The sequence below is a fragment of the Thalassolituus pacificus genome (assembly GCF_025318105.1).
In the GTDB taxonomy this organism is placed as follows: domain Bacteria; phylum Pseudomonadota; class Gammaproteobacteria; order Pseudomonadales; family Oceanobacteraceae; genus Venatoribacter; species Venatoribacter pacificus.
Window position 1 is genome coordinate 279,070 of sequence record NZ_JAOANI010000015.1, and the last position, 14,491, is coordinate 293,560.

At 55.0% G+C, this 14,491-nt stretch carries 11 protein-coding genes; 2 read left to right on the top strand and 9 right to left on the bottom strand.

From position 1 onward, the window contains the following. Positions 1–42: 42 nt before the first annotated feature. The 8 genes from NYR02_RS08400 to ppx all read right to left on the bottom strand — a co-directional run bounded on the left by NYR02_RS08400 (position 43) and on the right by ppx (position 11,457). On the bottom strand, positions 43–1,254 hold the full coding sequence (locus NYR02_RS08400; RefSeq protein WP_260975924.1) for a DUF1302 family protein: 1,212 nt from the start codon (positions 1,252–1,254) through the stop codon (positions 43–45). Further along, positions 1,254–2,057, bottom strand: coding sequence for an outer membrane lipoprotein-sorting protein (locus tag NYR02_RS08405; RefSeq protein ID WP_260975925.1), 804 nt, complete (start codon positions 2,055–2,057; stop codon positions 1,254–1,256). Before NYR02_RS08405 ends, NYR02_RS08400 begins: the two co-directional genes overlap by 1 nt. After that, the gene (locus NYR02_RS08410; protein ID WP_260975926.1) at positions 2,057–3,037 is read right to left on the bottom strand and encodes a hypothetical protein; all 981 of its coding nucleotides are present in this window, start codon (positions 3,035–3,037) and stop codon (positions 2,057–2,059) included. The genes NYR02_RS08405 and NYR02_RS08410 overlap by 1 nt, the downstream gene beginning before the upstream one ends. Then, complete coding sequence (locus tag NYR02_RS08415) at positions 3,030–5,591, bottom strand: efflux RND transporter permease subunit (protein WP_260975927.1); 2,562 nt, start codon at positions 5,589–5,591, stop codon at positions 3,030–3,032. The genes NYR02_RS08410 and NYR02_RS08415 overlap by 8 nt, the downstream gene beginning before the upstream one ends. Further along, entirely contained in the window at positions 5,588–6,838 is a 1,251-nt protein-coding gene (locus NYR02_RS08420) for an acyl-CoA dehydrogenase family protein (protein WP_260975928.1), read from the bottom strand. The genes NYR02_RS08415 and NYR02_RS08420 overlap by 4 nt, the downstream gene beginning before the upstream one ends. Then, positions 6,835–8,598, bottom strand: a complete 1,764-nt coding sequence (locus NYR02_RS08425) for a HesA/MoeB/ThiF family protein (protein WP_260975929.1) — start codon at positions 8,596–8,598, stop codon at positions 6,835–6,837. The genes NYR02_RS08420 and NYR02_RS08425 overlap by 4 nt, the downstream gene beginning before the upstream one ends. Positions 8,599–8,990: 392 nt before the next feature. Continuing rightward, positions 8,991–9,878: a PAS domain S-box protein gene (locus NYR02_RS08430; RefSeq protein ID WP_260975930.1), complete on the bottom strand. Its 888-nt coding sequence runs from the start codon at positions 9,876–9,878 to the stop codon at positions 8,991–8,993. Between the two features lie 76 nt (positions 9,879–9,954). Continuing rightward, complete coding sequence (ppx, locus tag NYR02_RS08435; protein WP_260975931.1) at positions 9,955–11,457, bottom strand: exopolyphosphatase; 1,503 nt, start codon at positions 11,455–11,457, stop codon at positions 9,955–9,957. A gap of 227 nt (positions 11,458–11,684) precedes the next feature. On the opposite strand from ppx, the gene trxA reads away from it, so the two are divergent. After that, positions 11,685–12,011, top strand: a complete 327-nt coding sequence (trxA, locus tag NYR02_RS08440) for a thioredoxin TrxA (protein WP_260975932.1) — start codon at positions 11,685–11,687, stop codon at positions 12,009–12,011. Between the two features lie 178 nt (positions 12,012–12,189). Beyond that, positions 12,190–13,458 (top strand): transcription termination factor Rho, encoded by a 1,269-nt coding sequence (gene rho, locus NYR02_RS08445; protein WP_260975933.1) that lies wholly within the window; start codon positions 12,190–12,192, stop codon positions 13,456–13,458. A 141-nt stretch (positions 13,459–13,599) separates the two neighbouring features. Here the strand turns inward: rho and rpoH are convergent, their stop codons facing one another. Further along, positions 13,600–14,469, bottom strand: a complete 870-nt coding sequence (rpoH, locus tag NYR02_RS08450; RefSeq protein ID WP_260975934.1) for an RNA polymerase sigma factor RpoH — start codon at positions 14,467–14,469, stop codon at positions 13,600–13,602. Positions 14,470–14,491: the final 22 nt, after the last annotated feature.

Below are 14,491 nucleotides of genomic sequence, written 5' to 3' on the forward strand. Positions count from 1 at the left end.
CCTGGTTTACAGAAGCTGTTACAGAGGAAATTACCGTAAAAGTTACAGCGAAAAATCCCGCCTTAAAGTCAGCATCAAACGATCCTGATTATCAAACTGACCAAACTGCGTATCGTCTTTACCATCAAAGGAAACAGCGGCGAAGCCGACTTTCCACTGCGGTAAAAATTCATAGTTTACGGTTGCGCGCCATAACTGGCTGCTGTCGTCGACCCAGTTAACCAGCCATAACAGTCCGGTGGTTAAGCGGTATCGGCTCCAGTTTTTTTCCACCGACACTGACGATTCCCAAACATCATCATGATTGCTTTCTTCGTCGTACCAGTGGGTCGTCGCCAGCTGCAGGTTCCAGGTCCATTCATTTTCCACCCGGTCAAATCCGAGCAGTGCCGAGGTACGGCTGCTGTCTTCAATACCTGCCGCAGTCTGCCGTCCTTCGCGCAGATAATGCGCAATATCGCTGCGTAATACCCAGTCACCCATGGGGCGCGCCAGTGATGTGCCAACCATGTCGCGCTCTGGCTGTTCGCGTACCAGCTGCGCATTTTCAAAGGTCAGCATTTCATCCGCATGATAGCCATGAAAAGCGTACAGTTCGATATCGTTGCCCGACCAGAATATTTTTCCGCGCCAGCCGATATCCACCCCACTGCCTTCTTCGTTGACTGCGGGTAAAGTCGCGGGCATACCATTGGCCGCAAAGTCACTGCCGGCCGGTGCCAGGCGGGTCGCTTTGCGTTGTGCGGCAATAATCAGCTGCTGTTCCCAGACATCACCAAAATAATCGGCAATTAACATGCCGCGCGGCTGCCGCCCAAGTGAATAATTATCGAAATAAGGTAAAAGAAATTCGCGCAGGTCGAGTGGGTTCCAGACATCCACAATGCGAAAATAATCTGCCCGCCCCCAGGCCTGTTGCTGCTTACCGGCACGGATTTCAAAACGGTCGGCCGACCAGGTCAGGTAGAGTTCACGCAGTTCCGCATCACTGCGCATTTCATCCCGTACCTTGTCTTCGGCATCGTCATACTGGCTGCGGTAACGCCCCATTAAAATAGCGTTGGTTTTTAACCGGCCGTTGTTTATCTGCCCTTCCAGCAAACCTTCATATCGCTGCCCAAGATCGTCGCCGGCTTCGTTACCGGCGCGTTCCTGTTGACGTATTTCTGCATGACCTTTACCGCTGAAGGACGGTGCAGCAAGCGCTGCACCATTAACCAGCAACAGCGCCAACAAAAGCTGAATCCGAACCATTACTGAATCCCGCTGCGCAGCGTACGCTCATTAAACAGCCGTTCGGCAATGCCAACGTTGTAGGTTGTTTCTTTGCGCAATAAGCGGGTAAAGCCCCCTTCCACATGATTGGTCATCACCGCTTCGGTCACGGTCCAGTAGCCATCAATTTCTTTCAGACCTGTGACTTCAAAGGTTTTGATATGACGGCCTTCACGATAAAACTCATCGCGCATAATCAGCTGCCGCTCAGCATCAACAAAAATTTCGCGCTGGCTGTATCCGGTACGCGGATTTTCCAGACCATTGGCCGTATGTGCGGCAATTTTGTGCAGCGTGCGACCGTTTATTTCTACCGTACCCTGATCTTCATAGAGATAATCACCGACGCGCAGTCGTTCGATATCAGCGAAGGAAAAATCGGTACCGAGAAACGGGCCTTCTTTCGAGTTAGTCGCAATACGGCGTGACTGACGCAGCGCGGGCAGATACAGCCACTGATCATCGTCTTTGCCGCTGGCTTCTTCGTAGCTGAACATCAGAATACCGGTACCGGCAGTATCCGCCGGGGCGGTGAAATACAGCACGGCTTTACGCTCGGCACCGAATTTTTTTTCCAGCATTAACAATTCGCGCTCACGCACAAAACCATCACTCATGGTCTGTTCCAGAATCATGCGTGAACGACGGTCATCGCCGTCGTCACGATCACGTACCTGTTCCAGCAGCACTTCCGGTTTAATGCTTTTTTCACTGACGGCAAAGGCCGGCAGCATGGTCAGGCTCAACAGCGTAAGCGCTGCACTTTTCAGCAGTAATTTCATTATTCGTTCTCCGACGTCACCAGCCCCTGCGCACGACAATCGAGCACGCGATAATCGCGCGCCGACGCCTGCCAGATGCTGGTATGGGTAAGTTGATAGTTGGAAACAGGCGGCGCATTCAGCGGTGCTTTATGGCCCAGCACCACCAGCTGTAACTGGCGGAAATCCGGACGCGCCAGCGCCTGCAGATCGCGGCTGCGCAGGCTCTCGGCCATCATGTACATCTGCGCCAGTGCCGCGTTGCTTTGCGGCAGGCCATTGGCATCGAGCAGCTCGCCACCCAGAATGCCGCCCAGATACGACAGCAGATTCAGCGCCGAATAATTACGCCCGTGTTCGCTGTCCGGCGCACCCGGTGCGTTACTCAGTTGTTGTTGTGCCGTCGCCAGCGCCTGCAACGCGGCCACGCCATCGGCGCGTTGCGGCGTATCGTACTGCCATTGGGTCATATAGCGGCCAGCCAATGGACCACGCGCGTTTGCCGCGACCACACACTGATGACCGGCGGCATTCAGACTGGCCGCCAGATGATCACTCAGCTGCTGCAACCCCTCCGCAGTGGCCGGTTTTTTCAGCCGCAGCCACAGGTGCGTGGCCTGAGCATCGGCCGACACCAGCCGCCGCTGCACCAGCGGATGTTCTTCCACCAGCGCCTGCAGGCGCTGCATACCAGCGGCGTTCAGTTCGCCTTTTTCGATAATGCGGCGGAAGCGCACTTCGTCCTGCTGGGCGACGATCACGTTCATGCTGGCCAGGCTGTCGACGCTGCGCAGCAACGGCTCACCGTCACTGCCCTGCACCTGCCATAAGCCTTCAACCGCCGTCACCAGTTGCGGCAACAACTCCGCCTGATACACGCCGTGCGGCGGGTATAAACTGATCACCTGCCATTCGTCGTGTTCGGTCAGCGGTTGGGCCGCCTGTGCTGTCGTTGCCGACAGCACACACGCCAACAGCAGCGTGTTCATCACCCTAGGCATTGGCCGGCTCCGCCTGCGGCTCGTCGGCACGTTCAGCAACCGTCGCCTGTGGTGCATCCGGGCGATGGAAGGCCGGCAACACCAGCAACGCAAACAGCGCACTGAACAGCATGGTGAGCGAGATAAAGTAGCCCAGGTTCACCAGAGCCTGATAACCCGACAGCGTCAGCACCAGGAAGCCAAAGCCCAGCGCCAGGGTGTTAATCAGAATCGGTTTACCGCAGTACTGCAGCGCATTGGCCACCAGCTCGGCATGATCCTGACCTTTACTGAGACGCAGCGCGGCAATGGTATGAATGGCGTAGTCGATGCCGATACCAAAGGAGATGGCCGCAATAATGGAGGTGCCGATATCCAGTGCGGTGCCGGTCAGCGCCATCAGGGTAAACACACCCACCAGCGTAAACAGCAGCGGTAGCAACGCCAGCAAACCGAGGCGCAGCGAACGCAGAATGGCGACCACCAGTAACGCAATCAGTACCACCGCCAGCAGCAGACTCTGGATCTGACCGCCGACCACAGCATCGGTGGTAGACACCAGAATTTCACCATAACCGGCGGCGCGGATGCTGACCCCGGCCGGCAGCACGTTGCGTGCTTCGTTCATCACGCGCTCGATCACGCCGCCCACTTCGGATGAACGGTCACTGTGCAGCACGGTGAGAATGCGGCCATTGGAGAAGCGGCGGTCAACCACATCAAACAAATCCTGACCGTTGGCGTTTTCGTACAGCAGGTAGTACTGCGCCAGCATCGGCTGGGTCAGATCTGACGGCAGACGGTAATCGGCGGCACTGCCGCTGGTCTCACCTTCACCAGCGCTCAGTACCTGATGCATGCGCTCGATAAAGTTCACCGGCGAAATGGTAAAGCCCACCAATGGATCGTTGTTCAGCTGCTGTTGCAGTTTTTCCACCGCCAGCATCACCTGCGGCTGTTTGAAGGCATCCACCTCTTTGCTTTCCAGCAGAAAGCTGACCACCGTCGAGCCGCCGAAGTTGGCGTTAATGGCGGCGTCATCCTGACGGATACGGCTGTCAGCTTCGAAGTAACCGATCACCTGATTATCCACGGTCAGGTTCTGCTGGGTGTAAAGCAGACCACCGGCCATCAGTACCACAACCGCCATGACCACCGCTTTACCATGACCAGCGACGCGTCCGAGCAGGCCCATAAAGCGGCTGACCAGAGTGCTGACCAATAAGCCGAAACGCGGTGGCGGTGCTTTCCACAGAATCACCAGCGCCGGTAAGAACAGCATGGTAACGATCCAGGCGAACAACACACCAAGACCCACAAAGATTCCGAATTCGCGAATGAAGATAACTTCGGTCCAGCTCAGAGCGAAGAAGCCTGCCATGGTGGTGATGGTCGTCACCAGCATAGGCCAGAACAGTTTGCGCAACGCATCCGACGCCGCCTGAGTGCGGGCCGCACGGTCGGGATTAGCCGGTAGCAGACGGTAGTAAGTAGCGAGGAAGTGAATGGCGTCACAGACCGCGATGGCAATAATGAACACCGGCAGCATGGAGGTAACGATGTTCTGCTTCACGCCGAACGCCGCCATCGTGCCCAAGGTCCAGAACAGCGCAATCACAGCGATCATCAGCGGCGCAACCACGCCCTGCAAACGGCCAAAGCTGAGCAGCAGCACGACGATAATCACCAGCAGCACACCCGGCAGCAGCGTCTGGTTATCCTGCTCCATACTGGTGGCGGTCTGCGCCGCGATCATTGGTGGGCCGCTCAGGTAAACGCGGTCGCTGAAGCCTTCGCGCGCGCTCACATCGTTGATGATGCGACTGATTTCACCGTAAGCCAGCAACATGGACGGCGAATCATCTTCGTCGATATTAAACTCCACCTGAATGGTGGTGGCGTTACCTTTGGGCGATACCAGGCCGTTAATAAACATCGGATTGGCCAGCACGGCCTCACGCAACGCCTGCCGTTCGGCGTCGTTCTGCGGCAGGGTTTTCATCAGCGGGCGTACATCCAGACCGCCGGTAAAGGCTTCGATGTGCTCCATGCGCGCCAGACTGCGCACCCGTTTAACCGGACGCAGGCGCACCGCCAGATTCTCCAGCCAGGCTTTATCCAGCGCACTGATGCTTTCCTGCTGCGCCAGACGTTTGAGCGCCGGAATATCCTGCGGTGTCAGCCCATCCTGCAGCAGGGCATTGGCCTGCGGCATGGTCAGCACGCCGTCTTCCGCCAGCGCGGTTAGACGCTGACTGTCGGCTTCACTGATCAGCAACATGCGTTCAAAGGTGCGGCTTAACTCCTGCACCGTCGCCAGACTGCGGGCGTTGAACACATTGCCTTGCGGATTATCGATGGCGACAAAGGCCTGCTCACCGGTGTTGGAGAACAGACGCTTGGTATCGTGATCGGCCACCCGGCTGGGGTGGCTGTTATCGATCATGTACGGCGTGCTGTTAATCTGCAGCTGGCCGGCAGCGCCTAACGCCAGCACCGTGACCAGCAACAGACCCAGCATCATCAGCCAGGGGTGACGCTGCACCCCGGTAAATAATTGCATTACGGCATTCATGCAATGGCCTCCTCAGCTGGCTGGCTAAAGGCGGTGGTGGCCGGATTCTGATTCTGATAGACGCCGAGGTTCAGGCCATCGCGCATGCGCTCGCCCTTACGGAAGCCTTCAACCAGATTGGTCCAGATCACATGGCGGTGAATTTCGATGGTGCCTCCGGCAAAGAACACACCGATGGAATCGCGCAGCAAACGCTCAAAATACTTGTCGCGGCGATAACCGGAATTACCGTGAATACGAATGGCGTTCAGACAGGCTTCGTGCAGGCTTTCGGTGGCGATCATCTTCACCATTGACGCCAGACTGGAGCAATCGACACCCTGCTCCATGCTGTCCATCGCCCGCAGCAGAACGCTGCGCAGCACTTCCACCTGGCAATACATATCGACGATCTGCCCCTGAATGTACTGGTTCTCACCAATCGGACGGCCAAATGCCAGACGCTCCTGACTGTAACGCAGGCAGTCTTCCACCAGCGGTTCCATGCAGCCGGTAATCACCAGACCGGTCAGTACACGCTCGACCAGGAAGGCGAAATACAGCACATTCAGACCACCACCCACGCCACCCACCACCGCGGATTCCGGCACCAGCACATCGTTAAAGTTAAACGCACCAATTGGCGTGCCACGGTTGCCCAACAGCTCAAATGGCTCACTGCGTTCCAGCCCCGGCACATCGGTACCGGTAATAAAACAGGTCACCGATTTATCACCGGCACCTTCGACATGGGCAAAGGTCATTACCACGTCCGCCTGCGGCGCATTGGTGATGTTCCACTTCTGACCATTAATGCGGAAGCCGTTCAGCTCCTGCGTCGCGCTTAATTTCATGGCACGGACATCGGAGCCACAGCCCTGTTCGGTAATGGCAAATGAGCCCAGTAATTCACCGCGGATCAGGCCCGGCAACCAGCGCTGCTTTTGCTCTTCTGTGCCGTAGCTGAGCAATCCGGCCTGCACCAGACCCACCTGAGCGACAAAGGACACCAGTACGCCCATGTCCTGACTACCACGGGAAAAACCCTCCAGCGCGGCAGTAAACTCGCGCAGGCCCAGACCACGGCCACCAAACTCTTCCGGCATATGCAGGCCAAACAGCCCGCTGGCACCCAGGTCGCGCCAGATCTGACGGTCAAAAGTCAGCGTGATATCACGCGAGGCGGCACTCGGACGTACCCGCTCACGGGCGACCTGTTCGTAAAAATCCCGGATTTCCTGCTGTTGTTCGTTCCATACCGATTTCATAACTGAGCCTCCAATTCCTTTGCTGCGTTACTGCGGCTTGCGTTTAAGGCAGCCAGCAGTGCGTTGTCATCCAGATCAAGCAATGCTTCTACTTCATCGGCGCGCGCCTGATTGATATCCGCCAGCAACAGCCAGAACGGACGCACATCGCGGCCAACATAACGGTGGTGATAGAGGTGGTCGGCCGGCAGGCAGGATTCACGCGCCGGCAGTAATTGCGGGTTAAAACCAAAGAAGGTGAGGTTGCGCAGAGTCACGTTTTTCTCGCCGTCGCCGACAAAGGCGCTGATGCCATAGCGGCTATCGGATACCACCTGGCGATAAGCGCTCAGCAGCATAATACCGACCCGCGCATTCAGTACCGGATCATCCAGCTCGGCTTTGGTTACCCGGCCAATTTCGCGCACCGCGGCAACCGGAATTCCCTGTAACTCATCAACCCCAGCGAACAGATCACGGCCAAAAGCCTGCTCAACACCATAGTGCGGACGCTCGGTGCTGGAGAACGGCAGGTTATCGGACAGCGGCGCTTTCAGCGTCGAGTAACCCAGCAACTGGCTACTTTGAGTATCAATCAGCACCAGATGCACATCCTGCGGGCTGAGATTGCTCAGTGGTTCATGATGCAGCAGGCGACGTGCCGCCTGATCGGGGTTAATAAAGCCAACGCGGGCGTAATGCACAAAGGCAAAACGTAACAGTTGGCGTGCCAGCGGCCCGGCCAGTTGCTCATGGGGAATGGCAAAGGCCGAGATGCCGGCACGTTCGGTCAGCAGCTGATCGCGGTAGTTGTGCAACTCCGGCATCAGCGGCAGTTGGTAATGGCGCAATGAGCGTTCAAGGAAGAACGGATCACTGTCACCGCCCGGGCCGTTAGCCCAGGCACGCAGGCCGCTGCGTAATTCGCTCACGGCGGCTTCGTCACGCGCCTGGTCATCACTGGCCTGAGGTTTGCGCATCAGGCTCCACAGATCAACGTAGTTGTCGGTTTCCACCGCCCGCTCATTCAGAATGTCGAGCACCAGTGTCGAACCCAGCACACCAAATAAATTCGCCGCCAGACACAGCTGCGAGGTGTAATCCTTACCCTGCTGATGGCGGGCCAGTTCGTCGAACATTTCCAGCGGAATAAATTCATCCGGAATTAATCGTGCGCAAGCCTGCAGCGGATCCAGCGTTGCGACCTCTTCGGCATTCAGCAGGCCGGCCATTAATGGCAGCGTGCCATCGCGGTAATCAAACACCGGCACATACTGCGCCGCCGCCATGTCATAACCGCAGATAACCGCTTTTTGATTGCGGTGCGCCACTTCGTGCAGCAGGAATTTCATTTCCAGACCCGAACGTCCGGTAACGTCGACGGCATCAATAATCACATCAGCCCATTCAACCAATGCATCCACATTGTCCGGCGTAATGCCGTTGGCATAGCCGTCGATCTGCACAAACGGATTGATCTGACTCATGCGCTCGTGGAATACATCAACTTTTGAGCGGCCAACATCGGTCAGCACCATATTCTGGCGGTTAGCGTTATTCAGTTCATAACTGCCGTTATCTGCCAATGCCAGCTGTTCTGCGCCACTGCGCACCAGTACTTCAATAACGCTGCCACCGGTTGAACCACAGCCGGCGATGAGGATGTGTGCCTGTCGTAAACGCTGCTGTTCTTTGTCGCTGATAAAACCTGCATTACGCAGCGTAAATTCGTGATAAAAACTTTGGGCGTCTCCCGACCATCCCGGATTTTGCTCTGCCATAATCCCCTCCTGACAAGCTGCCATATCATCCTGAAAATTAATTCCGCAGAACTGCCGGTTTCGGTCCGGATGCGTAAAAACCAATGTTTTCCGCTTTAATTTCCGAAGCGCCGTTCTTCTCAAGCCTGCGGAGCCCGGATGCTAGGGAGGGCATTCATGACAGCACAACCACCGATTCTTAATTGCTGTCATGAAAAAACCACTGAGTTTTCTGATAATAAAAAGCGTGAAAAAAATGCAATAAAAGTGACACGATCGTGCAGTCCAATAGGCGGCGGAAAACGCAACAGAACATTGGAATAAACGTTCAGAAGTGGTTGATTTTTAAGCAACAGGAAAACAAAGATAAAAAAACAGCGCCATGGGCGCTGTTTTTTTATCCTGTATTTTTTTCAGGCAGAGGCAGGTAATAAACGGTGGAGATCGGGCGGCACCTGAGCGAGGTCCCAAAGGAAACTGTCCAGTTTGAACGTTGCATTGCGTATTTGATGATCGATCTGCGCCAGTTCCTGCTGCACCTGTAAAAAACGTTGCTGGCGACGCATGGATGACAGTGCCTGTTTAACCTTCTCCGGATCGGAACCGACATACTGGCGTTTGCGTTTACCATTTTTCTGCGGTTCGATCAGATACAGATAACGCCCCTGATGCCAGAACGGTGTGGCATCGACTCGCGGTAACTGCCGCATATCATCCAGCTCACTGAGCAAATGTGTGCGTAATACTTTCAGCCGTTCCAGCTGATCGTGAATACGTTCAACTTTATCGCCTAATAATTGCTGATCGCCCATACCCTGCAGATGAATTTGCTGCCGTGATAAATCGGTAACGGTCATCATGCAGCCACGAAAACAGCCATCGCTGCTGGGAATCGCGGTGGCAGATATCTGCACCCAATGCATATCGCGGCTGCGGCTGATGAGACGGATAGTAAAACGGCTGCTGCCGTGCATGCTGAATAAACGCTGACGTAATATTTCTGCATCGTCGCGCGGCATCAGTTCGGTTAATGGCCGCCCGGCCAGCTCTGCCGGAGCATAGCCGCAGAGACGAACCAGATACGGATTCATATAGGTGATATGACCACCGGCATTAACCACCAGCATGCCGTCTTCCGCCAACTCGACAAGAGTCTCGTAGCAGCGGCTGCGTTCATTGCTGGTGCAGGTGGTGATTTTAGGCAGTGGCGTTTCGTCCACGGCACTGTGCGAGAAAGACACCGGTACTTCCATATCAGGATCGTACTGGCTCAGCAGGTGAATCAGATCTGCAGCGCGCATTGGCTCATCCTCCGTGATCTTGTCGCCGAATGACAATGGCCGCGATGATGAATGACCATGGCGGGTGACGCAAGTCTCAGGCTATTTCGAGGCTGAAACCTGCACCTTTCTGCTGACTGACTTCGGCCGCCAGATCGCGGGCGGTCAGCGGATGCTCGGTCAGCCATCCTTCCGGCAAGGTTAATTGCAGACGCTCACCATCGCTGCTCAGTTGCGGACAAGGCACCGGATGAGCACCCCGACTGTGATTGAGCACCACCGCCAAACGTAATAAGCGCGTGATCTGAATCATCGCTGTACGGCTGCCGGGCGTAATGTCAGAGAAATACTCCGGCAGAAATTTACGCCGGTGGCTGCGTACCATGGCCGCCAGCTTAGCCTGTCCCTGACGGGTGAACCCTAATAAATCAGCATGCTGTAATAAGTAAGCACCGTGTTTATGAAAACCACTGTGGGCAATACTCAGACCGATTTCGTGCAGCTGCGACGCCCAGTCGAGCCAGTAACCCCAGCCGTTATCCAGTTTCCAGTCTTGCTGAACCTGAGCAAACAGCGCCCGCGCCATGTCTTTAACCCGCTGTGCCTGGGCAGCGTCCACATAAAAGCGCTCCGCCATGGCTTGCACGGTACGTTCACGCACATTCTCGTGGGTCGAACGGCCGACAAGATCCCACAGCGCTCCTTCACGCAACGCACCGTCGGAATACATCATGCGTTCCAGACCAAAGGTATCGAACACCGCCTGCAAAATGGCCAAACCACCAATGAATACCTGACGCCGTTCCGGCTTCACGCCGGGCAGGCTGACATCGTCGGTGGTGGCAAACTGCAACATATGTTTGCGCAGTTTTTTTAATCCGCTGAGGGTAATGCCTTCGGCCTCCCAGCCATTTTCCACCAGAGCCTGTTCCGCCGCACGGATAGTACCGGAGGAACCCACCGCGCTGTGCCAGCCCAGCTGTTTGTAATGGGTTTCGATGTTCAGCAGTTCCTGACGCGCCGCATCAACGGCATCGTCAAAACGCGCTTCGGTTATCACGCCATCCGGGAAAAACTGTTTCGTATAGGAAACGCAGCCCATATGCAGGCTTTCCAGCGCCTTGGGTTCAAAGCGTTCACCAATAATAAATTCGGTGCTGCCACCGCCGATATCCACCACCAAACGGCGACCAGCATCGTCGGCCAGCGTGTGTGCCACACCGAGATAAATAAGACGGGCTTCTTCGCGCCCGGCGATGACTTCAATCGGATAACCGAGAATCTCTTCAGCGCGCTCAATAAACTGCTGACGGTTACGCGCCGCACGCAGAGCATTGGTGGCCAATACGCTGACACGCTTAGGTTCCATGCCCTGCATAAACTGCGCAAACTCGCGCAGACACTCGAGCCCGCGTTGTTGTGCTTCTTCTGACAGAATGCCACGTTCATCAAGACCTGCCGCCAGCTGAACCTTCTGACCACGACGCTCAAGGGTGCGGATTTCGCCCTGAAATTCCTGCGCAATTACCATATGAAAACTGTTGGAACCCAGGTCCACCGCAGCGATCAGATCGGTCATCGCGCCAGTGTTTTCCGTCATAACTACTTTCCTGAATGCTGATTCCCGATCACGGCGCATAACGCCGGATGGGCTTCCTGCTCTGCCGGACATGCACTTTAAAAGCGCGCTTGCCGACCCCATTTAGAGAATAAGATTGAATATGCAGTCAGCAACATCCTACGTCCAGCAGAGAATCGGTAATTGATTCCAGACAAAGCCGGCGTACAATGCGGAGCTGCGAAACTTAAATTCCACAGGGGAAACACATGAGCGACAACATCCTGACCGTAACCGACGACTCCTTTGATGCCGATGTACTGGGCTCTGACGTACCTGTACTGGTTGATTTCTGGGCTGAATGGTGTGGTCCGTGCAAAATGATTGCGCCGGTGCTGGAAGAGATTGCCGAGGAATATGCCGGCAAACTGAAAATCGCCAAACTGAACATCGACCAGAACGAAGCCACTGCGCCTAAGTTTGGTATCCGCTCTATCCCAACCCTGATCCTGTTCAAAAACGGTCAGGCGGAAGCAACCAAGATTGGCGCCATGAGCAAATCTGAACTGGCTGCCTTTATTGAACAAGCTCTTTAATAAGCCGCTGTCGACCCTGACAACGGCTTGTTTATAAAAAGGCGCTACGGCGCCTTTTTCTATAGACACCCAAAAACAATGTGTCTATAGTCTGTTGATGCACGGGGCTCCCCCATGCATTCCTCTCTTGATGAATCATCAAAAAACCTTCAATAACTGCAATAAACACCAGCCCTTTATGAATCTTTCTGATCTGAAACTGAAGTCCGTTCCTCAGCTCCTCGAATTAGCCAAGGAGATGAATCTTGAGAACGTCAGCCGCACCCGCAAACAGGACATTATCTTTTCCATCCTGAAACACCACGCGAAAAGCGGTGAAGACATTTACGGTGATGGTGTACTGGAAATTCTGCAGGATGGTTTTGGCTTCCTGCGCAGCGCCAACAGCTCCTACCTTGCAGGCCCCGACGATATCTATGTATCACCGAGTCAGATTCGTCGCTTCAACCTGCGTAAAGGTGATGAGGTTGCCGGTAAAATCCGACCACCCAAGGAAGGCGAACGCTACTTCGCGTTGCTGAAGGTTAACCAGATTAACGGCGACAAGCCGGAAAACACCAAATCCAAAGTTCTGTTCGAAAACCTTACCCCGTTATTCCCGCAAGAACGCTTTGTTCTCGAACAGGGCAATGGCTCTACCGAAGATTTATCCTCCCGCGTACTCGACCTGGTTGCCCCCATCGGCAAAGGCCAGCGTGGCCTCATCGTTGCACCGCCGAAAGCCGGTAAAACCATGTTGCTGCAGACCATCGCTCAGTCCATTACCCGTAATAATCCGGAATGCGACCTGATTGTTCTGCTGATCGACGAACGTCCGGAAGAAGTAACCGAAATGAAGCGTTCGGTACGCGGCGAAGTTGTGGCGTCCACCTTCGACGAACCACCGGCCCGTCACGTTCAGGTTGCCGAAATGGTGATCGAAAAAGCCAAGCGTCTGGTTGAACACAAGCGCGACGTGGTGATTCTGCTCGATTCCATCACCCGTCTGGCGCGTGCATACAACACCGTGGTACCCAGCTCAGGTAAGGTACTGACCGGTGGTGTTGACGCCAACGCCCTGGAAAAACCAAAGCGCTTCTTCGGTGCTGCCCGTAATGTCGAAGAAGGTGGCTCGCTGACCATTATCGCCACGACACTGGTTGATACCGGTTCGAAAATGGACGAAGTGATCTACGAAGAATTTAAAGGTACCGGTAACCAGGAACTGCACCTCGACCGTAAAGTGGCCGAGAAGCGTATCTATCCGGCCATCAATGTCCGTCGTTCCGGCACTCGCCGTGAAGATATGATGTTTGATGAAATGTCGCTGCAGCGTCTGTGGATTCTGCGCCGCCTGCTGACCGAAATGGAAGATGTTCAGGCCATCGAATTCCTGCTCGATAAGCTGCGTCAGACGAAAACCAATGACGACTTCTTCGACTCTATGCGTGGTGGCCCGGGTAAATAACCAGGCCAACGGCATAATAAAAAGCCTCCCTTGCGGAGGCTTTTTTGTGCGCGTAATAAAAACACTGCGCTGAACCCGGCACTGACAGCGGGCATAAAAAAACCGCCCGAAGGCGGTTTTTAATGCAAAGCTTAAGCAGGATCAGGCTGGCAGTAACGCTCCGCCCATCGCTTCTTTCAGCTTCTTCATTGCGTTCTTTTCCAACTGGCGGATACGTTCAGCAGACACCTGATAGATAGCAGCCAGATCATGCAGGGTCGCTTTCTCATCACTCAACCAGCGTTGCTGCAGAATCGCACGGCTGCGCTCGTCGAGCTGATCCAGAGCCATGTGCAGACGATCGCTGGAATCCTGCTCAAAGTTATCGGACTCGGCCACCAGCGCCGGATCGGTGCTGTGATCTTCCAGATAATGTGCAGGCGCCTGATAGGCCGTTTCATCATCGTCATCGACACCAGCATCAAAGGCCGCATCGTAGGCATTCAGACGACCTTCCATCTCAAACACGGTTTTGGTTTCCACACCCAGATCTTCGGCAATCGATTTTGCCTCCGCCAGGCTCAACCAGCCCAGACGTTTTTTCTGGCTGCGCAGGTTAAAGAACAGCTTACGCTGGGCCTTGGTGGTGGCCACTTTAACAATGCGCCAGTTGCGCAGAATAAATTCGTGAATCTCGGCCTTGATCCAATGCACGGCAAAGGACACCAGGCGTACGCCGACTTCCGGATTAAAGCGTTTAACCGCTTTCATCAGGCCAACGTTACCTTCCTGAATCAGGTCAGACTGATTCAGCCCGTAGCCGGAATAGCTGCGGGCGATGTGTACAACAAAACGCATGTGCGCCATAACCAGACGGCGCGCGGCTTCGAGATCGGCGTGATAATGAAGTTGTTCCGCCAGTTGCTTCTCTTCTTCCGGAGTGAGCACAGGAATCGCATTAACCGTGGCAATGTACGATTCCAGGTTTGCACCAGGGGACAAAGCGTTAACGGCTTGCATACCTTTGTTCATTTAACCTTCCTCTTTATGCCTC